The organism is Pseudomonas sp. D2002, assembly GCF_013385735.1.
GTDB lineage: Bacteria > Pseudomonadota > Gammaproteobacteria > Pseudomonadales > Pseudomonadaceae > Aquipseudomonas.
Window position 1 is genome coordinate 241,756 of the sequence record NZ_JACAPL010000009.1, and the last position, 24,910, is coordinate 266,665.

Consider the following 24,910-nt stretch of genomic DNA (forward strand, 5'->3'; position numbering starts at 1 on the left):
CCCCGGTATTGCCGGGGCTTCTTTCAAGCATTACTCGTGATCAATATCCAACTTCGCAAACGTCACCCGCGCGCCTTCCTTGCTATTGCCGCTGTTGTCCTGCACATACGCCCCCGCCTTGAAGTACAACGGCTTGGCGCCCCACGCGGCACCAATGCGCTCATTCCACTGCCCGTCAGCCGCCTCGACACTCAGCAGCCCAGCCTTGTTGAGGTTGATCACGTACGTAAAGCTCTTTTCCAGCGGCACATTGGAGGCGACGATAATCACGCGGCCTTCATCTTCATCCGGGCGCATGCGCACCTTGGCGACGATGTTGCCGGTCTGGGTCTTTTCCTTGAATTGGTACTCGAGTTTGATCAGCGGTTTCTGGCTGTCATAGGCGTGAATCTGGCCGATGACCACTTTGCCGCTGGAAGGCACTTGGTTGACGGCCAGCGTGGCACGCAGAAAGTTGTCGGCGTCGGTATAGGTCCAGTTGCGCAAACGCCCGTCGGCGTAGGTTTCGCGCAATTCGCTGCGCGGGTAGACGGCGTTTTCGGTGCGGGTGCCGGTCACCGGTGTCCAGAATTGCACGTTGCTGCCTTCGGCCTGGAAATATTGGTCCTTGAAGCCGCTAAGCAGTTTCGGCGTGTCGATGGTCGCGGGCGGCGAGCCGACCGGAATGCTCAGGTTCCAGGTGGAAAGGTCGATCATGGTGTTGGCCTTTTACAGAGGGTGAAAGCGTTGGCCTGTGGGCCTCACAGGTTCTTTATAGGCGGTGATCGTCGGGTTGTTAAACAATTGCTGGCGATTTATTGGCGTCAGAGGAATGCCAAAAAGCCATGTTTCCCATGAACCGTGGGTTGTAGGGCTTGACCGTTAGTCGGCTTCCTGGGCTTTGGCGCAATGATGGCACCCACGTCACTTCTGCTTTTTTAGAACCGGGGCTAGAGTGAGGCCTCAGTGTTTGTCCGGGTTTTTTATCAGAAGTGACCGGTACAGCCCCTCAAGGAAGAGACGTAGCATGGATTGCGCTCCACACCACGGCGATGGCAGTTCGGTTCTTCTGGTGGTCGACGACTACCCGGAAAACCTCATCAGCATGCGCGCGCTTTTACAGCGCGAAGACTGGCATGTGATGACCGCAGCGTCCGGGCTGGAGGCCTTGGAATTGCTGTTGGCGCACGATGTCGACCTGGTCTTGCTGGATGTGCGCATGCCCGGCATGGACGGCTTTGAGGTCGCGCGCCTGATGCGTGGCAGCCAACGCACGCGCATGACGCCGATTATTTTCCTGAGTGCCCACGCCCAATCGGCCGCCTCCGTGCTGGAAGGCTACGCCAGCGGCGCCATTGATTACCTGTTCAAACCCTTTGACCCGCACATTCTCAAGCCCAAGGTGCAGGCGCTGCTGGAGCACCAGCGCAATCGCCGGGCCTTGCAGCGCCTGAGCCATGACCTGGAGTCCGCCCGCGCCTTTAACGCCTCAATACTCGACAACGCCGCCGAGGGCATCCTGGTGGTGGGCGAGGGCAGCGTGATCCAGTACGCCAACCCGGCCATTTCGCGGCTGCTGAATGCGACGATGGCCGAGTTGCAAGGCGAGAGTTTCCTGAGTTTCCTGCAAAAGCCCCATGTGCCCACCTGGTTGGGCTTCCCCATGTACGAGGCGTATCGCAAGGGCGAGACGTGGCGCCAGCACGACGCGATTTTGCGCACCAGTCGCGGCCAGCAGGTGCCGGTGGCCTTGTCCTGCGCGCCGTTGCCCGCCGAGCAGAACGCCATGGTGGTGACGGTGCTGGACATGTCCGAGGTGCGCCACCTGCATCAGCAACTCGAGTTCCAGGCGGTGACCGACCCGCTGACCGGGCTGTTGAACCGGCGTGGCTTCCACCAGGCGGTGGAGAACACGTTATTGCGCAGCGAACGTAACGAGCTGTCGCTGGTGCTGCTGTACTTGGATCTCGACGGCTTCAAGCGGGTCAACGACTCGTTGGGCCACGACGCCGGGGACCGGGTGTTGCGCTGGGTCTCGGAGCAAATGCAGGCGTGTTTGCGCTCCTACGACATTCTTGGGCGCATGGGCGGTGACGAATTCACCGCCTTACTGGAGTTGGAGTTCCCGGAACAGGCGGCCAAGATTTCGGAAAAACTGATCGAACGCGTGTCCGTGTGCCAGCAGGTCGACGGTTTGGATGTGATGCTCGGTGTCAGCATTGGCATAGCGACCTTCCCCGACTGCGGCTCGGACCTGAACGGCCTGCTGCGCGCAGCCGACATCGCCATGTACGAAGCCAAGCGCGCCGGGCGTCAGCAATATCGCTATTACGATCAAGAAATGAACGGCCGCGCCCGCTCGCGGCTGATGCTCGAAGACAGCGTGCGCACCGCGATTCAAAACAAGGATTTCACCCTGGTGTACCAGCCACAGGTGTCGCTGGAGGACGGGCGGTTACGCGGCGTCGAAGCATTGCTGCGCTGGCAGCACCCGAGTGTCGGCGATGTGCCGCCGGGCTTGTTTTTACCGTTGCTGGAAGAGGCGCGGCTGATCAGCCAATTGAGCGCCTGGATCTATCAGCAGGTCGCCGCCCAACGCCAGGCCTGGCAAACCACCTTCGATGACGCGCTGGTGTTGAGCGTGAGCTTGAGCAGCAGCCAGTTCAATATGCCCAACCTGGCCGGCCAACTGCAGCAGGTACTTGAGCGACATGGGTTGCAGGGGCGGCAGTTGGAGGTGGAAATCAGTGAAGACAGCCTGATGAGTAACCTTGAGGAAACCAACAAGCAGCTCAAATTATTGCGTCAGCTCGGGGTGCGTATTGCTTTGGATGACTTCGGTCTCGGCCAGTGTTCCCTGGCCCACTTGCGTGACCTGGAGTTCGACACGCTCAAGCTCGACCCGCAATTGGTGGCGCGCCTGCCGGGCTCGGTGCGGGACGCTGCGATGGCGTGCAGCATCATCCAGCTGTGCGGGCATTTTGATGTGCTGGTGGTCGCCGAGGGCGTGGAAACCCTCGAACAGGCCCAGTGGCTCAAGGCCAATGGGTGCTCATTTGTCCAGGGCGCATGGGCGGCGCAGCCCTTGGTGGCCGAGGAAGTGGCCGACTGGTCCCACCCGCGGTTGCTTTGAATTCGCTACACTGGCGCCCATTCGAACCCTGTTGCTGAACTCATGACCGCGCTGAAATACCTCCAGGCTTACCCCGCAGCGCTCCAGGAGCAAGTACGCCAACTGATCGCCAAGGACCAGTTGGGTGCCTACCTGGAGCAGCGTTACCCCGAGCGTCATGCGGTGCAGAGTGACAAGGCGCTGTACAGCTACGCCCTGGCCTTGAAACAGGAACACCTGCGCAACGCGCCGGCCATCGACAAGGTGCTGTTCGACAACCGCCTCGACCTGACCCATCGCGCCTTGGGCCTGCACACCACGATTTCACGGGTGCAGGGCGGTAATCTCAAATCCAAGAAAGAGATTCGCATTGCCGCGCTGTTCAAAGAGGCCGCGCCGGAATTTCTGCGCATGATCGTGGTGCACGAGCTGGCGCACTTCAAGGAATCGGACCACAACAAGGCGTTCTACAAACTCTGTGAATACATGATGCCGGGCTACCATCAGGTGGAATTCGACCTGCGGGTGTACCTCACGTATCGCGATTTGCAGGGCAAGCCCTAACCTCACCAGGCGACTGAGCATGGACGTGAGCAAGACCAAAAGCAGTTTCTACCGCCGCCTGTACGTGGCGTATTTGATCGACAGCGGGCAGGCCAGCAGCGTCCCGGCACTGACCGACGCCACCGGCATGCCCCGGCGCACGGCGCAGGACACGATTGCGGCGCTGGCCGACCTGGATATCGTGTGCGAGTTCGAGCAGGAAGATGGCGCGCGCAACCATGCGGGGCACTATCGGATTCGGAGTTGGGGGGCGATTGATCGCGGGTGGATCGAGGCTAATCTGGCGGGGATCAAGCAGGTGTTGGGTTATCCCTGAATGTGGCGGTGATTTGGGCTGGCTTCATCGCAGGCAAGCCAGCTCCCACATGTTGAGTTGTGAACGCTGTTAAATGTGGGAGCGGGCTTGCTCGCGAAGGGGCCCGCAAAAACACTACAAACCTACATCCCATGCGCCTTCATCAACCGCGCATAACTGCCATCAACCTTCATCTTGGCAATCTCCCGATCAAAACTGGCGACGATCTGCTCGTGCTCAGGGTTCTTCAGGCTGACCAGAATATGCAGGCTGTTTTCACTCAACGGCTTGGGTAAAAACTCCACCGCATTGCGCACCCGCGGCGACTCACGCGCCAGGTAATAGCGGGCGACATACTCATCTTCCAACGTCAGCCTTACCCGCTGCGCCGCGAGCATGCGCACGGCCATGGCAAAGTTATGCACAGGCACTTTCTGCAACTGCGCATCCTGGTCGAAGGCCGCCGAATAGGCATAGCCGCGCACCACAGCGATGGACTGATCATGCAGTTGTTCGAGGCTTTGATAATCGATGGGGTCGTCGCGGCGCTTGATAAAGCGCACGCGGTTCAGCAGGTACTCAGCGGAAAACTGCCCCAGTTGCGTGCGAGCATCGTCGTACCAGGCATTGACCAGCACGTCATACCGGCCATCGCCCACGCCCATCAACGCCCGCGCCCAAGGCACCTGTTCGAAATCACTGGCGTAGCCGGCACGGGCCAAGGCCGTGCTGACAATATCAGTCGCCAACCCGCCGTTGATCAAGGTGGAATCGGTAAACGGTGGCCAGGCATCCGCAACCAGGCGCAGACGTTGTGCGACCGCAGGCTGGGCCAGCAATAACACTCCTATCAAAGCAACGGCACGAGAAAATCGCGGCATGCTTAAAGTCCTTGGCGGGCAGGCAGTGGCCTGATAACAGTAGCTCATCAATGAGCCTGCATTGCAGATTACACAAAGAACTCAGCGGCGATTGCTCTGAATGATGGCAAATTGACGCCATTCACAAAAATGCTCAATTTAGACAGGGCTGTCCGTCGCGCTTACTATCGACAACGGTCATTAATAAGGGAATACACCATGACGGTTGATTGGGTCTGCAAACACCACGATGACTTGGGCAAGGAGCAGCTGTACGCCATATTGCGCCTGCGCGCCGAGGTTTTCGTCGTTGAACAGCAATGCGTTTATCAGGATCTCGACGGACAGGATCTTTCGGGCGACACCCACCACCTGATGGCTTGGCAAAATAATGAGTTGGTGGCTTACCTGCGCCTGATGGACCCCGAGTCCAAGGGCGGTGATGTGGTGATTGGCCGGGTGATCGTGGCGCCAGTCGCGCGTGGCACTGGGCTTGGCCATCAGATGATGGAAGAAGCCCTCAAGCGCATTGAAGATATCTGGCCTGAAACGCCGATTTTTCTGTCAGCCCAGGCGCATTTGCAGGGGTATTACGGGCGGTATGGGTTTGTGGTGGAGGGTGAGGAATACCTGGAAGATGATATTCCGCATATCGGTATGCGGCGTGCCTGATGGCCTCTTCGCGAGCAAGCCCGCTCCCACATTCGACCGCATTCCAATGTGGGAGCGGGCTTGCCCGCGAAGGCGATCTAAGCCGCGCGGGTATCTTTGATCAGATGCGCCGCCAACGTGCGCAACGGCCCCAACTGCCGACAAATCAACGCCAGCTGCGTCTGCACCAGCCGCTGCCCCTCATCGATCTCATCCGGCATCTGCTCCAGGTCCGCGGCCAACGCTTCTTCGGCATCGCTCTGAATCGCGATCGGCTCCTTGTTGGCCAACCCTGTAGCGATTTCGTCGATGCTCGCCGCCAGGCTGTTGCCGGCGCCGTCAATCAAGTGCTCACGCACTTCGGCCGGTAACTGGGTTTCCCGGTGCGCGCCCAGCCCTGACAGGTAGCTGAGCAAGGTGTGTGACAGCACCAAAAAGCGGAAGCCCACATCGGCTTCTTTGCGAAAGTGCCCAGGCTCCATCAGCATGTTCGCCAGCGTGGTGGACAGCGCCGCATCGGCGTTGTGCGCATTGCGCCGGGCCAGGCGGTAAGCCAGGTCGTCGCTCTTGCCCGCAGCGTATTGCTGCATGATCTGGCGCAGGTAGATGCTGTTGCAGGTCAGGGTGTTGGCCAGCACTTTGTTCAAGCGACGGCCTTGCCAGTCCGGCAGGAACAGGAACACCGCCAGGCCCGCGATCAGGCTGCCAATCAGCGTATCGAACAGCCGTGGCAGGAACAGCCCGTAGCCATCGCCCACCTGGTTGAAGCAGAACAGCACCATCAAGGTGATCGCCGCCGTGGCCAGGGTGTAGCGCGTGGTGCGGTTGATAAAGAACACCAGGCCGGCGGCGATGGCGAACAGCGATTGCACCAGCGGGCTGGGGAACAGGTCGAACAGCGCCCAGGCCACGGTCAGGCCGATGGCGGTGCCGATAATCCGCTGGCCGAGCTTGCGCCGGGTGGCGCCGTAGTTGGGCTGGCAGACGAACAGCGTGGTGAGGATGATCCAGTAGCCCTGGGAGGCGTGAATCGCATGCAGGGTGCCGTAGCCGATGGTCAGCGCCAGGGCCAGGCGCAAGGCGTGGCGAAACAGCAGCGACGTCGGCGTCAGCTGCGTGCGCAGGCGCGTCCACATTTCCTTGAGGTTGCGCGGCGCGCGGTCGAGCAGGTTGCTGTCGGTGGCGTCGGCGAGTGAGTCGGGGTTACTGGCGTCGCCCAGCAGGCGGTCGAGCGTGGACAGGTTGGCTGCCAGGGCGCGCAACGAGCGCAACAGGCCGCGCCACGCGGGGTTGCTCTGGATGCGCAGGTGTTCCAGCGAGGCATTCAGGTCGCCGAGGGCTTCGGCGAAGCTGTCGTCATAAATGAACGGCTGGCGCAGTTGGATCGATTCGCCCAGCGCCTGGCAGGCTTTGCCTTGCTGGCGCAGCAGGCGCTGGCAGCGGAACAGCACGTCGCTGTGGAAGAAGGCTTCGGCCAGCGCGTTATACGGGTAGTGGGACGAGCTGGCGCGCTCGTGGATGTCCTGGGCCAGGAAGTACAGCTTCAGGTAGCGGCTGACTTTCGAGCCCGGCCGACCATTGCCCACGCGGTGCAGGATGATCTCCTTCGCCGCATTCAGCGCCGCCACGACCCGCCCGTTTTGCTGGGCCAATTCCAGGCGGCGCGCTTCTACATCCAGCTGGCGGATGGGTTCGAACAAGGATGATTTGAGCTTGAGGTAGCGCCCCAATTCGCGAAACAACCGCGCCAGGCTCTGCTGCACCGGCTGGTTGGAAAACAGCGCCTGCCACAGCACCGAGAGCACGCCATACCAGGCGGCACCGGCCACCAGCAGCAGCGGTTCGTGCCAGAAATCAGAGACGGCGCCACCGCGCTGGTCCACGCCGATCATGGTGTAGACCGACAGAATCAGCGTCGCCGAAGCAATCGCGCCATAACGTTCGCCCAAGGCGCCGAGCATGGTCAGGCAGAAACTGGCCAGGGCCAGGGCAATCGCGAAAATCCACGGGTAGGGAAACAGCAGCTCCACCGACAGCGCGGCGACGCTGAAACACACCAGCGTCACCGCCAGGGCGTTGAGGCGGCCTTGCCAACTGTCGTCGGTCTCGGCCAGGGCACTGGCGATAATCCCCAGGAACAGCGGGATCAGCAGCGTCATTTCATCCTGATACCAGCACAGCGCCATGCTGCCGGTGAGGGCGATGAATACCCGTACGCTGTAACTGAATTTATCCAGCGCCCACAGGCGCCGCATGGACTGCTTGAACGAGGTCGATGACATGAAGTCTGGAGTCTTCCGGGACGATGCCGCTAAATTGAGCTATCAAGGACGCCACGGCAAGCGTAGCGATCACATCAATTGCGCAAAATGTTCAGGATCACTACAAAACTAATGTGGGAGCGGGCTTGCTCGCGAAAGCGGTGGGTCAGTTAACTATTCCATCAACTGACACACCGCATTCGCGAGCAAGCCCGCTCCCACATTTTTTACCGCGTTGAATCAGGCGTATTGCGCTGCCGCGTAGCCCGAGGCCCAGGCCCACTGGAAGTTGAAACCGCCCAAGTGACCGGTCACATCCAGCACTTCACCGATGAAGTACAAGCCTGGGCTTTTCAGCGATTCCATGGTCTTGGACGAGACTTCGCGCGTATCCACACCCCCCAACGTCACCTCAGCCGTGCGATAACCTTCAGTGCCTGCGGGCACCAGTTGCCAGCTGCCCAGTTTCTGCGCGATGTCGGCGATTTCAGCGTGGGTGTACTGCTTCATCGGCTTGGACACAAACCAGGTTTCCGCCAGCAGGTTGGCCATCTTCTTGGTGAAGATCTCACCCAGCAGGGTTTTCAGCTCGCTGTTGGGGCGCTCCACCTGTTGCTGTTGCAGCCAGGTGTGGGCGTCGTGGTCGGGCAGCAGGTTGATTTCTACGGTGTCGCCGGTTTCCCAGTACGAGGAAATCTGCAAGATCGCCGGCCCACTGAGGCCACGGTGGGTAAACAGGATGTTCTCGCGAAAGCTCTGGCCGTTGCAGCTGACCAGGCAGTCCACCGAGGTGCCGGACAACTCGCCGCACAAGTCCTTGAGCTGATCGGTGATGGTAAACGGCACTAACCCCGCGCGGGTCGGCAGCAGTTCATGGCCAAACTGCTTGGCCACTTGGTAACCAAAACCGGTGGCGCCCAGGGTCGGGATCGACAGGCCGCCGGTGGCGATCACCAGGGATTCGCAGCGCAGCTCACCCAAGGTGGTTTGCAGCTGATAACCGGCGTCCAGCTTGGCAATCTCCTGGACGGACGTGTCCAGGTGCATGCTTACGCCGACCTGAATGCACTCATCGAGCAGCATGCCGAGGATGTCGCTGGACTTGTTGTCGCAGAACAGCTGGCCGAGTTTCTTCTCGTGGTACGGCACGCCATGCTTGGCCACCAGCCCGATGAAATCCCACTGGGTATAGCGGGCCAGGGCGGACTTGCAGAAGTGCGCGTTGTGCGAGAGGAAGTTGGCCGGCTCGGTGTACATATTGGTGAAATTGCAGCGGCCACCACCGGACATCAGGATCTTCTTGCCGGCCTTGTTCGCGTGGTCTATCAACATCACCTCGCGCCCACGCCCGGCGGCGGTCAGCGCGCACATCAAGCCTGCGGCGCCGGCGCCAATGATCACAACTTCGGTCGAGCGCAAAACGATGTCCTCTTGTTCATCAGATCGTTCCCACGCTCTGCGTGGGAATGCCGCACTGGACGCTCTGCGTCCGCTTTGTGACGCGGAGCGTCACGGGATGCATTCTCACGCAGAGCGTGGGAATGATCAGGTGCGTGTTGTTACAGGATCCGCACGCGCAACGAACGGCCTTTGATCTTGCCGTCATTCAAACGCTGCAACGCCTGCTTGGCGATGCCACGCTCCACCGCCACAAACGCCTGGAAATCAAAGATCGCGATCTTGCCAACCTGGGCACCCGGAATGCCGGCTTCACCGGTCAGTGCGCCAAGGATGTCGCCCGGGCGAACCTTGTCTTTACGGCCGGCCGCGATGCACAGCGTGCTCATCTGCGGCAACAGCGGGCCACCGCTTTGCGGCTTGAGGTTGTCCAACTGGTCCCAGTTCAGCGGCGATTTCTGCAACTGCTCGATGGCCTGGGCGCGGTGCGCTTCGGACGGCGCCACCAGGCTGATCGCGATACCGGTCTCACCGGCGCGGCCGGTACGGCCTACGCGGTGGATGTGGATTTCCGAGTCGCGGGCCAGTTCGACGTTGATCACCATGTCCAGCGAGTCAATGTCCAGGCCACGGGCGGCCACGTCGGTGGCAACGAGAACCGAAGTGCTGCGGTTAGCGAACATCGCCAGCACCTGGTCACGGTCGCGCTGTTCCAGGTCGCCATGCAGGCCGACGGCGGAAATGCCTTTGGAGGTCAGGTGATCCACGGTTTCCTGCACTTGCTGCTTGGTAAAGCAGAACGCCACGCAGGACGCTGGGCGGAAGTGCGCCAGCACCTTGGTCACGGCGTCCATGCGCTCTTCCGGCGAGATCTCGTAGAAACGCTGCTCGATCTGGTCGTCGGAGTGGAACGCTTCGGCCTTCACTTGCTGCGGCGCGCGCATGAACTTGGAGGCCAACTGCTTGATGCTCACCGGGTAGGTGGCCGAGAACAGCAGGGTCTGGCGGCGCGGCGGGGTCTTGCTGATGATGTCTTCGATGGCGTCGTAGAAGCCCATGTCGAGCATGCGGTCGGCTTCGTCGAGGATCAGCGTGTTCAAGCCGTCCAGCACCAGCGAACCTTTGCGCAGGTGCTGCTGGATGCGGCCCGGCGTGCCGACGATGACGTGGGCGCCGTGTTCCAGCGAGGCGATCTGCGGGCCGAGGGACACGCCGCCACACAGGGTCAGCACCTTGATGTTGTCTTCGGCGCGCGCCAGGCGACGGATTTCCTTGGCGACCTGGTCGGCCAGCTCACGGGTCGGGCACATCACCAAAGCCTGGCAGCCGAAGTAACGCGGGTTGATCGGGTTCAACAGGCCGATGCCGAAGGCGGCAGTTTTGCCGCTGCCGGTCTTGGCCTGGGCAATCAGGTCCAGCCCTTTGAGGATCACCGGCAAGCTTTGCGCCTGGATCTGCGTCATCTCGACATAACCCAGCGAGTCGAGGTTAGCCAGCATGGCGGCGGACAGGGGCAAAGTATTAAAAGCGGTGGCGATGGTAGTCACGGGACTGGCTCTGCAAAACAAAATGTTGCGCAGTGTACCAGTCCCACAGAATTTTCCCTGCAAGTTCTAGACGGGAAGCCTGTTAATGCTCGATGTCATGCTCGCGGCTGACCACGCGTTTGCCGTCGGTGGGCGACAGTTGCAGGAAGATCGCCGCCGCCAGCATGGCCATGATGCCCACGGTGAGGAAGGTCAGTTGGAACGCGCCGAGGACGCTTTCCACACCGTCATTGCCGGTTTCAGCGGTAAAGCCGCCGAGCAGCGCACCGGCACAGGCCACGCCCAGGCTCAGGGACAATTGCGCCACCACCGAGAGCAAACTGTTGCCGCTGCTGGCCTGGGCGTCGTCGAGGTCGATCAGGGTGACGGTGTTCATCGCGGTGAACTGCAGGGAGTTGATCGCCCCCAGAATCGCCAGCATGCACAGCAGCAGCGGGTAAGGCGTGTGCTCGCTGACCAGGCCCATGCTGGCCAGCATGATGCCGAGGAACAAGGTATTGCCGGTCAGCACCACGCGGTAGCCAAGGCGCTCGATCAAGGTGCGGGCGATGGACTTGGCAAACATCGCCGCCGCCGCCAGCGGCAACATGCTCATGCCGGCTTCCGAGGGCGAGTAGCCCAGCGCCACCTGCAACAGCAGCGGCACCAGGAACGGCAGGGCGCCGCTGCCCAGGCGCGCAAACAGGTTGCCGAGAATGCCCACGGCAAACGTGCGGGTCTTGAACAGCACCGGCGAGAACAACGGGTTATCGATGTGTCCGGCGCGCAGCCAGTATGCCGCCAGGCACGCCAGCCCGCCGAACAGCAGCAACATCACCCGCAGGTGCGGCAGGTGCAGTTCGCCCAGGCCTTCCATGGCGATGGTGATCAGCACCATCGCCGCGCCAAACAGTACAAAGCCCATGCTGTCGAACCGCGTGCGCTCGCTGCCGCGCAGGTCGGGGATGAGTTTCCACACGGCCCAGCAACCGATCATGCCCACCGGCAGGTTGATCAGGAAGATCCAGTGCCAGGTCAGGTATTGCACCATCCAGCCGCCCATGGTCGGGCCGAGCAACGGGCCGAGCAGGCCGGGGATGGTAATGAAGCCCATGATCCGCACCAGCTCGGAGCGCGGGTAAGCGCGCAGCACGACGAGTCGCCCGACCGGCAGCATCAACGCGCCGCCCAAGCCCTGGATCACACGCGCGCCCACCAGCATGGTCAAGCTGCTCGACAGGGCGCACAACAGTGAGCCAATGCTGAACAGCATGATCGCGCCGAAGAAAATTTTCTTGGTGCCGAAGCGGTCGGCCACCCAGCCCGAGGCCGGGATCAGCAAGGCGACGGTGAGCATGTAGGCGATCACCACCCCTTGCATGCGCAGCGGGTTTTCCGCGAGGTCCCGGGCCATGGCCGGCAGTGCCGTGTTGAGAATCGTCCCATCCAGCGACTGCATGAAGAAGGCAATCGCCACCACCCAGGGGAGCCAGCGGGCGGTCTTGGCATCGAGTGGGGCGCGATTGGGCATGAGCTACCTTTTTGTTAGCAGGCTATGTGTTGGCGATTATGCGCCATCCATCGCTCCTTTTCCCACTGGCGGTTCGTCTAAATCTGACAATGTCGCGTGCTCGCCGACGAGGAAATCCAACAGCGCACGGTGCACCGCCAACGCGGCCTCGCGGGACTCAAGGTCGAGCAAGTGGCCGGTGTGTTCGGCGACGGCAAAGGTGCTGCGGCCCACGTATTTTTTGAACAGTTGGGCCTCTGCTGCCGGGGTGTACTCGTCCAGCGCGCCGTTGATGAAATGCACCGGGGTTTCGATCTGGGTGAGCGCCGGCAGGTAGTTGCCATCGCCCAGGCCCAGCACCTGGTGGATATGAAAGCGCGCCTGGCGGTACTCGGTGGTGGCCATGCTCGACAAATGCCGATGGTTATTGCGCTTGAGCCTTGGCGAGAGGTATTTGCCGACCGTCTCGTTGAGCAAGTGGCCGACCGCCGACTTGTCATCGGCCTCGATCAGCACACGCACGCGCTCTACATAATCGAGCATGGCCTGGTTGAGATTGGGCGCCAGGGCCATTACCACCGAGCTTTCGATGGAAGGCGGGTTGTGCGCCAGGGTGAGCAGTGTGGAGATGCCGCCCCAGGAGGCCGAGACCAGATGGTTGACCTGGAAGCGCTCCACCAGCGCCCGCAGGATTTGCACTTCGTCGTCCTTGGTCACCAGGTCCAGGTCGGTGTTGTGCTCGCGCGAATAGCCGGAGAACGGCAGGTCGAACAGCAGCACATTGAAGTGTTCCGCCAGGCATTTGCTGGTGCGGGCAAATGAGCGGGTGGTAGACAGCGCTCCGTTGACCAGCAGTACTGTTTTCTTTTCCGAATCGTTACCGAGCTGCTCAACGTGAACGTTGTAGTGTTTGAACAGCCCTTCTATGACAAAACTTCCATGGTCCATGTCAACGCTCCAGCTTGCCCAATCCAGGCAAGGTCATGCATCACGTGCAGGCACGTGGGGTTGGTGGCGGGATGCCACTAACCGTTATAACGAGGTTTTTTGTGGGCGACAACCGGCCGTGTTCGCGGGCAGCGAAGAACAGAAACGACGGTAGGAGAGGGTGGAAAAGTGATGTATGAAATCGGCGAGAACCCCTGTGGGAGCGGGCTTGCTCGCGAATGCGGAGTGTCAGTTAACAGGTTGGTCGACTGATACACCGCATTCGCGAGCAAGCCCGCTACCACAGGAGATTGGTGGTGTTTAGAGGGTGAGGGTCAGGCGTTTGACCAAGGCGCCTGGGAGCAAGTTGGAGGCGGTATTGCGCTGGCTGTACGTACTCGCCGACAACAACAGCTCCCGCTCAGCAGTCAGCGCTTCCAGCTGCGAACCGAGCAGGTTGTAGACGCTGTCATCAAAACGCATGGTGCTGACCGGCGCCTTGATTTCGCCGTCTTCCACCCAGAACGTGGCGAAGCGCGTCATGCCGGTCAGGCGTGCGGCCGGCAAGTCCGAGTAGTTCAAATACCACAAGTTGCTGATGTACAGCCCGGTGCCCAATTGCTTGAGGATATCGGCCTGGGCCAGGCTGCCCGCCGCCATCTGCAAGGCACTCGGCGACTCATCGCTGCTGGCGCCGTTGGTGCTCAGGCCGTATTCGGCAGCACTGCGCGAGTTGATCAACTGGCCCTCGGCTTTGCCGGCATTGACCAGCGTGACATCGCCGCGCGGGTAGCCTTCGGTGGAAAACGCCTGGCTCAGTGAACCGCTGATCTGCTCATCGACCTTCACCAGCGGGCTCAGCGACTGTTCACCGGCATACAGCTTCTGCAACGAGCTGCTTTTGCTGGCGATGGCCTGCGCCGAAAACCCGCCCCAGGTGATGATGCTGATGATCTCTTCCAGCGCTGCCGGCGCGAGGTAGGCGCGGTATTGGCCGGGCGCCAGCTTGTGCAGCGGGCGCCCGAGGAATTCCAGCTGCTCGCGGGCCTGCTGGAAGCGTGCGGCGAACTCGGCGCTGTCCCAGGTGTGCCCGGCGTAGCTGGCTTTGACCGCTTCGCCGTTGGCGTGGAACAGGCTGAAGTCGAAGTTGAAGCTGTTGGCCTGGTGCCAGCCGAATGCCCCATCCGAACTGGCGAAACCCCGGCTGATCGGGCCAGCAGCATAGAAGCCGACCAAGTCCACGCCTTGCGCTGCCTGGCTGATTTCCTCCAGCACCTGGGCCAGTTCCGGCAGCGGTCGCAACTGTTCGTTATGGCTTTGCCAGGCGGTGTGATTGAGCAGCAGGTACGGGTCCTGCGGCAGCAGCGGCAAGGTTTCGCGCAACTGCTGCAGGCCATCGGCGAGGCGTTGGCGATCCAACTCCGGCGAACCCGCGAGGGTGATACCGAGGTCGGCATGGCGCCCGTCGTTGATCAGCTTGAGGTTCAGGCTGGCCTGTTGCACTTGCCCGGCCTGGCGCACTTGCGCGTGGTTGAAGCGCACGAACTCGGACGATTCGTCCGCATAACCCAGGTGAAACTGTTCCTTGTCGGTGATGGCCTGCTTGAGCCATTCCACCAGTGCCTTGAAGTTGTTCATCAGGCATCTCCCCCAAACACGTCGACATCACTGAACACACACGCAGGCGACGCATGGCCTACGCGGATCACCTGGTTGGGTTCGCCTTTGCCGCAGTTCGGCGTGCCCAATACCTTGAAGGTGCTGGCGTCGCCGACGGCGCTGAGCTTGCGCCAGAACTGCGCGGAAATCGCACGGTAGTTGGGGTTTTTCACCACGCCCTTGAGCTCGCCGTTTTCGATCAGTTGGCCCCACTCGCAGCCGAATTGGAACTTGTTGCGCGCATCGTCGATGGACCAGGAACGGTTGGTGCTCATCAAAATGCCGTGCTCGATGCCGCTGATCAGTTCGGCCTGGGTTTTGTCGCCAGCCTCGATGTTCAGGTTGGCCATGCGGTCGATGGGCGCGCGGTTCCAGCTGCAGGCGCGGCTGTTGGCGACGCCTTGCATGCCGGCGCGAAATTGCGACAGCGCGCCGCCCAGCGGCTTGAGCAGCAGGCCGTCGCGAATCAGGAACTGCTTGGTGGCGCGGGTGCCGTCGTCGTCATGGCTGTAGCTGGCGAGCTGCTCGGGGATGTCCGGGTCGAAGGTCACGTTGAGCAAGGGCGAGCCGTATTGCAGGTGGCCGAAGTCGCTGACCTTCACAAAGCTGGTGCCGGCGTAGTTGCGCTCATCGCCGAGGATGCGGTCCAGCTCCAGCGGGTGGCCGATGGACTCGTGGATCTGCAGGATCATCTGGTCGGGCATCAGCAGCAAGTCGCGCGGGCCGTGGGGCGTGTTCGGCGCGAGCAGCAATTGCAGCGCTTGGTCGGCGACGGTGCGGGCGGCGCCGGCCAGGCCGAAGCGGCGAATCACGTTGGCACTGCCTTGCTGGCCGAAGTTGGTGCCGCCCAGGGTGCGGGTCTGGCTGTCGTTGCCGTCAAACGCGGTGACGCTCAGGCCGGGGTAGACGAAGCGCTGGGCCTGGCGCAGTTCGGCGCCGGCACTGTTGAGGTAAATCTGTTCAACCCGAGTGGTGCCCAGGCTGACTTCCCAACTGACCAGGCGCTCGTCCTTGGGCACGCTGGCCGATTCGTCGCCGAGCAGTTGGTAGCAGTCGCTCAGGGACGGGAAGGGCTGGTCGAGCTCAGGCGACAGGTAGTCGGCGACATCGCTGGCCACCGGCTGCGTGTGCAGGTCGAGCAGGGCGTGGGGCAAGATGCGCCGGGCTTGCTGTTCAGCACGCTCAAGGGCGGCTTGCAGGCCGGCAAGGGAGATGTCGTTGGTGGCGGCGTAGGCTTCCACGCCCTTGAGACGCACGGTGAGCATGGCGCCCTCGTCGTGGTTCAAGTGCGGCGGCTCGGCGACGTTCTTGCGGACCGACAGGTATTGGCCGGATTCGCGCACGTAACGCAGCGAGAAAAATTCGGCAGTGGTGCGCAGGGCACTGAAATGCTTTTTGAGTGTGGCGTGGTGGTCGAACATGGGGCCTCCTGAGGGCAACGCAGCCTCTGAGGCTAGCACTTCTCAGGTGATCGTTCCCACGCTCTGCGTGGGAATGCCGCCCTGGACGCTTTGCGTCCGCTTTTGAGGTCGTGACGCGGAGCGTCACAGGATGCATTCCCACGCGGAGCGTGGGAACGATCAGTTACAGGGTATTGCAGTTACTGAGCCAACGGGCCTACTTCACGCATCGGCTTGCCACGCACCGGCGCATCGCCGGCGACGTAGTAGTCGGCGGTGCTGCGCGGCAGCGGCTGGCGGCCACGGATCTTGTCGGCGATTTTCTCGGCGATCATGATCGTCGGCGCGTTCAGGTTGCCGGTGGTGATGATCGGCATGATCGACGCATCCACAACGCGCAGGCCTTGCATGCCATGCACGCGGCCTTCGCCATCCACTACAGCCATCTCGTCGGTGCCCATCTTGCACGAGCAGGACGGGTGGAACGCGGTCTCGGCGTGCTCACGGATGAACTTGTCGAGCTGTTCATCGGTTTGCACTTCAATACCTGGGCTGATTTCGCGGCCACGGTATTGATCCAGTGCCGGCTGCTGCATGATTTCACGGGTCAGGCGGATGCCGTCGCGGAATTCCTGCCAGTCCTGCTCGGTGGCCATGTAGTTGAAGAGGATGCTCGGGTAGTCCCGTGGGTTCTTCGACTTCAATTGCACGCGGCCACGGCTTGGCGAACGCATGGAACCCATGTGCGCCTGGAAACCGTGCTCTTTCACACCGTTGCTGCCGTTGTAGTTAATCGCGACTGGCAGGAAGTGGTACTGGATGTTCGGCCAATCGAATTCTTCACGGGTACGGATAAAACCGCCCGCTTCGAACTGGTTGCTGGCGCCGATGCCGGTGCCGTTGAACAGCCATTCGGCACCGATGGCCGGCTGGTTGTACCAGAGCAGCGACGGGTACAGCGAGACTGGCTGGGTGCAAGCGTATTGCAGGTACAGCTCAAGGTGGTCCTGCAGGTTTTCGCCGACGCCTGGCAGGTCGTGGACCACCGGGATGTCGAGGCTTTCCAGCAGTTTGGCCGGGCCAACACCGGAGCGTTGCAGCAGTTGCGGCGAAGCGATTGCGCCGCTGCACACCAATACTTCTTTGCGCGCGCGGGCTTCAACGCGCTCTTCGGCGGCGCCGATCAGGTAACGCACGCCAACGGCACGCTTGCCTTCAAACAACACTTTGTCGGTAAGGGCGTGGGTGACGATGGTCAGGGTCGAACGCTTTTTAGCCGTGTCCAGGTAACCGCGTGCGGTGCTGGCGCGACGGCCTTTAGGCGTGACGGTGCGGTCCATCGGGCCGAAGCCTTCTTGCTGGTAGCCGTTCAGGTCGTCGGTACGCGGGTAACCGGCTTGTACACCGGCTTCAACCATGGCGTGGAACAGCGGGTTGTTGCCGGCTTTAGGCGTGGTCACGCTGACCGGGCCGTCGCCACCGTGGTAGTCGTTCGGGCCGATGTCGCGGGTTTCGGCTTTACGGAAATACGGCAGGCAGTCGAGGTAAGTCCAGTCTTCCAGACCTGGCAGTTTCGACCAGTTGTCGTAGTCCATGGCGTTGCCACGGATGTAGCACATGCCGTTGATCAGCGAGGAACCGCCGAGGCCCTTGCCGCGACCGCATTCCATCCGGCGGCCGTCCATGTGTGGCTCCGGGTCGGTCTCGTAGGCCCAGTTGTAGCGGCGGCCTTGCAGCGGGAATGCCAGCGCGGCCGGCATCTGGGTACGGAAATCCAGACGGTAGTCCGGGCCGCCGGCTTCCAGCAGCAGGACGGTGACGCCTTCGTCTTCGGTCAGACGGGTCGCCAGGGTGTTACCGGCGGAGCCGGCACCCACAATGATGTAATCGTATTCTTGGGACATTGGATGCACCCTCTTTTGAGATGGTCAGGTCGGGCCTCATCGCGGGCAAGCCCGGCTCCCACAGGGAAATGCATTCCAAATGTGGGAGCTGGCTTGCCTGCGATAGCGGCCTCGCAGGCAACACAACACTCGGGTGTTAGAACACCGAGGCGTAGTCGCCCAGCTCAACCTGTACCGATTTGATGCGGGTGAAGTTGTTCAGCGAGCTGATGCCGTTCTCACGGCCAACGCCCGACTGCTTGTAGCCACCCACCGGCATCTTCGCGTCGGACTCGCCCCACGCGTTGATCCAGCAGATACCCGCTTCCAGCTGATGAATCACGCGGTGGGCGCGGTTCAGGTCCTTGGTCACAAGGCCTGCGGCCAGGCCGAAGTCGGTGTCGTTGGCGCGGCGGATCACTTCTTCTTCGGTCTCGTAAGTGAGGATGCTCATCACTGGGCCGAAGATTTCTTCACGGACGATGGTCATTTCGTCGGTGCAGTCGGTGAACACGGTTGGGGCAACAAAGGCGCCTTTGGCGAAGTCGCCGTCGGTCAGACGGTCGCCGCCGCACAGTACGCGGGCGCCTTCTTCCTTACCTTTGGCGATGTAACCCAGCACGCTTTCCATGTGGGCGAAGCTGACCAGCGGACCGAAGTTGGTGTTTTCGTCTTGCGGGTTGCCGACGCGAATGCGCGCAACACGTTCAACGATCTTGGCTTCGAAGGCTGCTTGCAGGTGCTTGGGTACGAACACGCGAGTGCCGTTGGTGCAGACCTGGCCGGAGCTGTAGAAGTTGGCCATCATCGCGATGTCGGCCGCGCGATCCAGGTCGGCGTCTTCGAACACGATCAGCGGCGACTTGCCGCCCAGTTCCATGGTCACTTCTTTAAGCGAAGAGCTCGAAGCGCTGGCCATTACCTTCTTGCCGGTGTCGGTGCCGCCGGTGAACGAGACTTTCTCGATGCGCGGGTGCTCGGTCAGCCAGGTGCCGACTTCACGGCCGCTGCCGGTCAGCACGTTGAACACGCCAGCCGGAACGCCGGCTTCGGTGTAGATCTCGGCCAGTTTCAGGGTGGTCAGCGAGGTGACTTCGCTTGGTTTGAAGATCATCGCGTTACCAGCAGCCAGGGCCGGTGCGGATTTCCACAGGGCGATCTGGATCGGGTAGTTCCACGCGCCGATACCGGCCACCACGCCCAGCGGCTCGCGGCGGGTGTAGACGAACGAGGTGTCGCGCAGTGGGATCTGCTCGCCTTCGATGGCTGGCACCAGGCCTGCGTAGTATTCCAGCACGTCTGCACCGGTGACGATGTCGACGTATTGGGTTTCGGAGAAGGCTTTACCGGTGTCCAGGGTTTCCAGCGCGGCCAGCTCATCGTTGCGCTCACGCAGGATGTCGACGGCACGACGCAGGATGCGCGAACGCTCCATGGCGGTCATGGCGGCCCAGATTTTCTGGCCTTTTTCGGCGCTGACCACGGCACGTTCAACGTCATCTTTGGTAGCACGTTGCACTTGGGCGAGAACTTCACCGTTAGCCGGGTTGATGGCTTCGAAGGTGGCATCGCTGCCAGCGTCGCTGTAGCCGCCGTCAATGTAGAGTTTTTGCAGTTCGAAACGGGCCATAAAGTCCTCGCAAGTGCATAAGTGGTTGGCGTTACCCGCCGAAAGTGGGCCATGGGGTTTCTGGCAACACTGAGCGGCAGACGTTCAGGGGTTGAGCGTTTATGTGTGCTCTAACTCACCTGCTTGGCCAATTGGAAATCCATGTATTCGTAAGCGATCCGTTGCGCCTGCTCCGTGTCGAAAGCGTCTCCCGACAGGGCGCCGCGCAACCACAAACCGTCGATCAGGGCCGCCAGGCCTCTGGCTGCTTTGCGTGCGTGCGGCAGCGGTAGCACTCGGCGGAACTGGCAGCACAGGTTGGAATACAGACGTTGATCGTTGATCCGCTGCAACCTGTGCAATGACGGGTGATGCATGCTGGTGGCCCAGAAGGCCAGCCAGGTTTTCATTGCCGGTCCGTTGACCTGGCTGGCGTCGAAGTTGCCCTCGATGATCACCCGAAGGTGCGCCCGTGGGCTGTCGTCCTTCAGCGCAAGCCTGCGTTCGTGGACGTTCTCGATCAGCACATTCATCAAGTACCGCATCGTTGCGGCGATCAGGCCGTTCTTGTCCTGAAAGTAGTGACTGATGATGCCGTTCGAGACGCCGGCCAAACGGGCGATCAGCGCAATGCTGGCATCTCCCATTCCGACCTGATCGATGGCCGTCAAGGTGGCTTCGATCAACTGCTGGCGGCGTATGGGTTGCATACCGACCTTGGGCATGTAGCACCTCTCCTTAGGCCTGCCGATGGGCGATAAACGTCCGTCGGCTTGATGGCCAGTCTATTTTGTTTTGATTGAACGTTCAATCAACAAAGAATAAGATCTGCGACAAATGGTCGCTACCTACAGATATTTCCTACCTGTGAGCGGCAACCACTGACACCTGCAAAAACCCTTGAAACAGGCCGTAACAGGGCCTGGCCACTGCTTCGGCGCGGCTCAAGAATTTTCGGGGTGTCTTTATAACACCCGTCCGTCGACTGCCGAAAAATCGATGTCCCGGGATAACCGTTGCCTTGTGTTTCTCTCTCGCACTGCCCGGAGCATCTGCGCCATGAGTTCTGCCTCTCTTATAAAGACCCCGCCGGAAAAGGTTCGGGTCAACGGTTGGGTGTTCTACACCTCCACCGCGCTCATTCTGTTGTTGACCGCCATTCTGATCATCGCCCCGCAGGAGGCCGGGCGCATGCTTGGCGTAGCACAAGCCTGGCTGTCGAAAAGTTTCGGCTGGTACTACATGGTGGTCATCGCCGCTTACCTGGTGTTTGTGGTCGGCCTGGCGTTTTCGTCCTACGGTAAATTGAAACTGGGCAGCAAGGACGACACCCCGGACTTCAGCTACGGCGCCTGGGCCGGCATGTTGTTCTCGTCGGGCATCGGCATCTCGCTGCTGTACTTCGGCGCGTCGGAGCCTTTGGACCACTACTTCAACCCGCCCGAAGGCGCGGCCGCCAGCAACATGGCTGCACGCCAGGCGCTGCAACTGACCTTCCTGCACTGGGGCCTGCACGGCTGGGCGATCTACGCCCTGGTCGGCCTGGCCGTGGCGTACTTCGCCTACCGGCATAACCAGCCGCTGGCCTTGCGTTCGGCGCTGTACCCATTGGTGGGTGAGCGTTGGGTCAAAGGCGCGGCCGGCCACGCGGTGGACGGTTTCGGCATGTTCGTGACCTTGCTCGGCCTGGTGACGAACCTGGGGATTGGCGCGATGCAAGTGTCGTCGGGGCTTGAAAACCTGTTCGGCATGCAGCACAGCAACACCAACCTGCTGATCGTGATCATCGTGATGAGCACCGTGGCGACCATCGCCGCCGTGTCGGGTGTGGAAAACGGCATTCGCCGCCTGTCCAACCTCAACATCGTGCTGTTCAGCGGCTTGCTGATCTTCGTGCTGTTGTTCGGCCCGACCCTGCACTTGCTCAACGGCTTTGTGCAGAACATCGGCGACTACATGAATGGTCTGGTGCTGAAAACCTTCGACCTCTATGTGTACGAAGGCGACGCCGACAAGACCGAGCGCTGGATGGGCCTGTGGACTCTGTTCTACTGGGCCTGGTGGATTTCCTGGGCGCCATTCGTGGGCATGTTCATCGCGCGTATTTCCCGTGGTCGCACCGTGCGTGAACTGGTGGCCGGCGTGCTGCTGATCCCGCTGGGCTTCACCTTGGCGTGGTTGTCGATCTTCGGTAACTCGGCGCTGGACCTGGTGCTGAACCACGGTGCGGTGGAGCTGGGCAAGACGGCGCTGGAACAACCGTCGATGGCCATCTACCAATTGCTGGAGCATTACCCGGCGTCGAAAATCGTGATCGGCGTGTCGATCTTCGTGGGCTTTGTGCTGTTCCTGACCCCGGCGGATTCCGGCGCGGTGATGATGGCCAACCTTTCCTGCAAAGGCGGCAACGTCGATGAAGATGCGCCGCACTGGTTGCGAATCTTCTGGTCGGCGGTGATCACCCTGGTGACCATCGGCCTGCTGTTCGCCGGTAACTTCGAAGCCATGCAAACCATGGTGGTGCTGGCGGGGCTGCCGTTCTCGGTGGTGCTGATTTTCTTTATGTTCGGTTTGCACAAGGCCATGCGCCAGGACGTCGCCATCGAACAGGAGCAGGCGCAATTGGCCGAGCGTGGCCGTCGTGGTTTCAGCGAGCGCCTGACCGCGCTGGACCTGCAACCGAGCCAGGGCACCGTGCAACGCTTTATGGACAAGCACGTCACGCCTGCGCTGGAAGAAGCGGCGACGGCGCTGCGTGACCAGGGGCTGGAGGTGCAGACCCTGCTGGGCAAATCCAAGCGCTGCATCGGTGTGCGTATCGAGATGGAAGAGGGCAACCCGTTTGTCTATGAAGTGAGCCTGGATGCTTACTCGTCGGCACCGAGCGACTTGCCCGAAGAAGAGCGCACACGTTACTACCGGGCCGAGGTCTACCTGCACAACGGGCCTCAGGAATACGACCTGATGGGCTTTGCCCAGGAACAGATCACCCGGGACGTGCTCGATCAGTTTGAAAGCCATCGGCAGCTCCTTGGCCGTGTCTATAGCTGATAGTCGGGCTTGAATGATCATTCCCACGCTCCGGCGTGGGAATGCATCCTGTGACGCTCCGCGTCACGACTCAAGAGCGGACGCAGAGCGTCCAGTGCGGCATTCCCACGCAGAGCGTGGGAACGATCAAGATCAAATGTGGGAGCCTTAGCCCAGGTTCTTGCCCAGCAGCGCGTGGTAAAGCTCACTGTCGCCCAAGATCCCCACCACCTTATTGTTGCTGTCATGCAGCACCAACTTGTTCCCGGTGTGATAACGAATCTGCAATGCATCGCGCATGCCGATATTCGAATCCACCAGCGTCGGCACCCGGCCCAGGCCTTCTACCGCTTGCCCTGGCGCCCAGTTCTGCAGGTTCAGCACCGCGCCATTCTGGCGAGCGCCCTGGATGGTGTTGCCTTCGGCCAGGTCCAGCCACGAATCGCCACCAGGATCGAGGCACACTGAACCGTTGATGCGTTTGCAGTTGTCCAGGGTGCGCATCAGGCTGCGACCGCACAGTACGTTCAGCGGGTTGGTGTGGGCGACGAAGGTGCGCACATAGTCGTCCGCCGGGTTCAGCACGATCTCTTCCGGCACGCTGTACTGGATGATCTTGCCGTCTTTCATGATCGCAATGCGGCTACCCAATTTGAGCGCCTCATCCAGGTCGTGGCTCACGAACACAATGGTCTTGCTCAGCTTGCGTTGCAGCTCCAGCAATTCATCTTGCAGGCCTTGGCGGATCAGCGGGTCGAGGGCGGAGAAAGGTTCGTCCATCAGCAGGATATCGGCGTCCATCGCCAACGCGCGGGCCAGGCCGACGCGCTGCTGCATGCCGCCGGACAGCTCGTCCGGCTTCTTGTTACGCCATTGGGCCAGGCCCACCAGTTCAAGTTTCTCGTCCACCAGCTTGCGCCGTTCTTTCTCCGGGCGGCCCTGCATTTCCAGGCCGAAGCTGATGTTCTCGCGCACCGTCAGCCAAGGCATCAGGGCGAACTTCTGGAACACCATGGCGATACGCTTGGTGCGCATCATTTTCAGCTCGGCAGGCGTGCACGACGCGATGTCGATCTGGCGCCCTTCGTGCTCCACAAACAGCTGGCCACGGCTGACGGTGTTGAGGCCGTTGATGCAGCGCAGCAAGCTCGACTTGCCCGAGCCCGACAGGCCCATGAGCACGCAGATCTCGCCTTTTTCGATGTCCAGGCTGGCTTTTTCAACGCCGACAATCTGCCCGGTCTTTTTCAGGATCTCGTTGCGGTGCATGCCCTGGTCGAGCAGCTTGAGCGCCTCGCGCGGGTCTTTGGAGAAGATCACATCGACATTGTCGAATCGGATAATGCTCATGCATCACCCCCTACTTTGGCGTCGGGTTGTTTGCAGATGCGGTCGAGCATGATGGCCAGCAACACGATTGCCAGGCCGGCTTCAAAGCCCAAGGCGATGTCAGCGGTGTTCAGCGCGTTGACCACCGGCTTGCCGAGGCCGTCGGCGCCCACCAGGGCCGCGATCACCACCATCGACAACGACAGCATGATGCATTGGGTAATGCCGGCGGCAATGCTCGGCATGGCGTGGGGCAGTTCAATCCGCGAGAGCAACTGACGGCGCGAGCAGCCAAAGGCCTTGCCGGCGTCCATCAACTCTTGCGGCACATCACGGATACCCAGGTAAGTCAGGCGGATGGGCGCGGCAATCGCGAACACCACCGTAGAGATCAACCCAGGCACCACACCCAGCCCGAAGAGGGTCAGGGTAGGGATGAGGTAGACGAAGGTCGGCACGGTCTGCATCAGATCGAGCACCGGCCGCATCAGGGTGTAGAACATCGGTTTGTGCGCGGCAACAATGCCCAGCGGCACGCCGATGACCACGCAGACCAGGGTGGCGAACAACACCTGCGCGAGGGTTTCCATGGTTTCCTGCCAGTACCCCAGGTTCAGGATCAGCAGGAAGGAGGCGATGACAAAAACAGTCAGGCCCCATTTGCGTTGAATAAAGTGAGCGAGTAGCGCAATCAGACCGATCAATGCCAGCGGATTGAACCAGGTCAGCGCAAACGTCACGCCGTGGATCATCGTTTCCAGGGTCGATGCGATTGCGTCGAAATAGTTGGCACCGTGTTTGGTCAACCATTCGACGAAGGCAGCGATGTACTGGCCTAGTGGGATTTTCTGTTCAGTCAGCATGGTAGTGAATGTCCACATGCGAAGGGGAAAACATCCCAGGCCAGCGCACCGGCC

General features: G+C 61.1%; 19 protein-coding genes. 5 read left to right on the forward strand and 14 right to left on the reverse strand.

All coding sequences use genetic code 11. The features are described from left to right. Positions 1–30: 30 nt before the first annotated feature. On the reverse strand, positions 31–696 hold the full coding sequence (locus HX783_RS18885) for a polysaccharide lyase family 7 protein (RefSeq protein ID WP_159960533.1): 666 nt from the start codon (positions 694–696) through the stop codon (positions 31–33). A gap of 310 nt (positions 697–1,006) precedes the next feature. Here HX783_RS18885 and HX783_RS18890 point away from each other — a divergent pair, with 310 nt between their 5' ends. The 3 genes from HX783_RS18890 to HX783_RS18900 are packed head-to-tail and all read left to right on the forward strand — an operon-like array spanning position 1,007 to position 3,971. Continuing rightward, a complete protein-coding gene (locus HX783_RS18890) occupies positions 1,007–3,112 on the forward strand; it encodes a bifunctional diguanylate cyclase/phosphodiesterase (RefSeq protein WP_177017884.1) in 2,106 nt (701 codons plus the stop codon). 42 nt (positions 3,113–3,154) lie between these two features. Continuing rightward, positions 3,155–3,655: a M48 family metallopeptidase gene (locus tag HX783_RS18895; protein WP_064454485.1), complete on the forward strand. Its 501-nt coding sequence runs from the start codon at positions 3,155–3,157 to the stop codon at positions 3,653–3,655. A 19-nt stretch (positions 3,656–3,674) separates the two neighbouring features. Beyond that, entirely contained in the window at positions 3,675–3,971 is a 297-nt protein-coding gene (locus tag HX783_RS18900) for a helix-turn-helix domain-containing protein (protein ID WP_159960529.1), read from the forward strand. Between the two features lie 122 nt (positions 3,972–4,093). On the opposite strand, the gene HX783_RS18905 is transcribed toward HX783_RS18900, so the two are convergent. Next, on the reverse strand, positions 4,094–4,831 hold the full coding sequence (locus HX783_RS18905) for an ABC transporter substrate-binding protein (RefSeq protein ID WP_177017885.1): 738 nt from the start codon (positions 4,829–4,831) through the stop codon (positions 4,094–4,096). A gap of 198 nt (positions 4,832–5,029) precedes the next feature. Here HX783_RS18905 and HX783_RS18910 point away from each other — a divergent pair, with 198 nt between their 5' ends. Continuing rightward, entirely contained in the window at positions 5,030–5,482 is a 453-nt protein-coding gene (locus HX783_RS18910; RefSeq protein ID WP_177017886.1) for a GNAT family N-acetyltransferase, read from the forward strand. 77 nt (positions 5,483–5,559) lie between these two features. Here the strand turns inward: HX783_RS18910 and yccS are convergent, their stop codons facing one another. From yccS to betI, 10 genes are all read right to left on the reverse strand, one after another. After that, positions 5,560–7,743: a YccS family putative transporter gene (yccS, locus tag HX783_RS18915; protein WP_177017887.1), complete on the reverse strand. Its 2,184-nt coding sequence runs from the start codon at positions 7,741–7,743 to the stop codon at positions 5,560–5,562. A gap of 219 nt (positions 7,744–7,962) precedes the next feature. Then, on the reverse strand, positions 7,963–9,141 hold the full coding sequence (locus HX783_RS18920; RefSeq protein WP_159960521.1) for an NAD(P)/FAD-dependent oxidoreductase: 1,179 nt from the start codon (positions 9,139–9,141) through the stop codon (positions 7,963–7,965). A gap of 140 nt (positions 9,142–9,281) precedes the next feature. Next, positions 9,282–10,619: an ATP-dependent RNA helicase DbpA gene (dbpA, locus tag HX783_RS18925; RefSeq protein ID WP_231501119.1), complete on the reverse strand. Its 1,338-nt coding sequence runs from the start codon at positions 10,617–10,619 to the stop codon at positions 9,282–9,284. A 130-nt stretch (positions 10,620–10,749) separates the two neighbouring features. Then, complete coding sequence (gene mdtD, locus HX783_RS18930) at positions 10,750–12,177, reverse strand: multidrug transporter subunit MdtD (protein WP_177017888.1); 1,428 nt, start codon at positions 12,175–12,177, stop codon at positions 10,750–10,752. 36 nt (positions 12,178–12,213) lie between these two features. Continuing rightward, on the reverse strand, positions 12,214–13,104 hold the full coding sequence (locus HX783_RS18935; RefSeq protein WP_177017889.1) for an alpha/beta fold hydrolase: 891 nt from the start codon (positions 13,102–13,104) through the stop codon (positions 12,214–12,216). A gap of 300 nt (positions 13,105–13,404) precedes the next feature. Continuing rightward, positions 13,405–14,721 carry a TldD/PmbA family protein gene (locus HX783_RS18940; RefSeq protein ID WP_177017890.1) on the reverse strand — a complete coding sequence of 439 codons (1,317 nt, stop codon included), beginning with the start codon at positions 14,719–14,721 and terminating at the stop codon, positions 13,405–13,407. Then, positions 14,721–16,163, reverse strand: a complete 1,443-nt coding sequence (locus tag HX783_RS18945) for a TldD/PmbA family protein (protein ID WP_177017891.1) — start codon at positions 16,161–16,163, stop codon at positions 14,721–14,723. Before HX783_RS18945 ends, HX783_RS18940 begins: the two co-directional genes overlap by 1 nt. A 179-nt stretch (positions 16,164–16,342) precedes the next feature. Further along, positions 16,343–18,046 carry a choline dehydrogenase gene (gene betA / locus HX783_RS18950; protein ID WP_177017892.1) on the reverse strand — a complete coding sequence of 568 codons (1,704 nt, stop codon included), beginning with the start codon at positions 18,044–18,046 and terminating at the stop codon, positions 16,343–16,345. Between the two features lie 136 nt (positions 18,047–18,182). Then, positions 18,183–19,655: a betaine-aldehyde dehydrogenase gene (gene betB / locus HX783_RS18955; protein ID WP_159960509.1), complete on the reverse strand. Its 1,473-nt coding sequence runs from the start codon at positions 19,653–19,655 to the stop codon at positions 18,183–18,185. A gap of 110 nt (positions 19,656–19,765) precedes the next feature. Next, positions 19,766–20,359 carry a transcriptional regulator BetI gene (betI, locus tag HX783_RS18960; RefSeq protein ID WP_010207128.1) on the reverse strand — a complete coding sequence of 198 codons (594 nt, stop codon included), beginning with the start codon at positions 20,357–20,359 and terminating at the stop codon, positions 19,766–19,768. A 391-nt stretch (positions 20,360–20,750) separates the two neighbouring features. On the opposite strand from betI, the gene HX783_RS18965 reads away from it, so the two are divergent. After that, entirely contained in the window at positions 20,751–22,685 is a 1,935-nt protein-coding gene (locus HX783_RS18965) for a BCCT family transporter (protein WP_237235779.1), read from the forward strand. A 147-nt stretch (positions 22,686–22,832) separates the two neighbouring features. Here HX783_RS18965 and choV read toward each other — a convergent pair whose 3' ends face one another. Next, positions 22,833–24,014 (reverse strand): choline ABC transporter ATP-binding protein, encoded by a 1,182-nt coding sequence (gene choV, locus HX783_RS18970; protein ID WP_159960503.1) that lies wholly within the window; start codon positions 24,012–24,014, stop codon positions 22,833–22,835. Next, positions 24,011–24,856, reverse strand: coding sequence for a choline ABC transporter permease subunit (gene choW, locus HX783_RS18975; protein ID WP_150295675.1), 846 nt, complete (start codon positions 24,854–24,856; stop codon positions 24,011–24,013). The genes choV and choW overlap by 4 nt, the downstream gene beginning before the upstream one ends. Positions 24,857–24,910 lie beyond the last annotated feature (54 nt).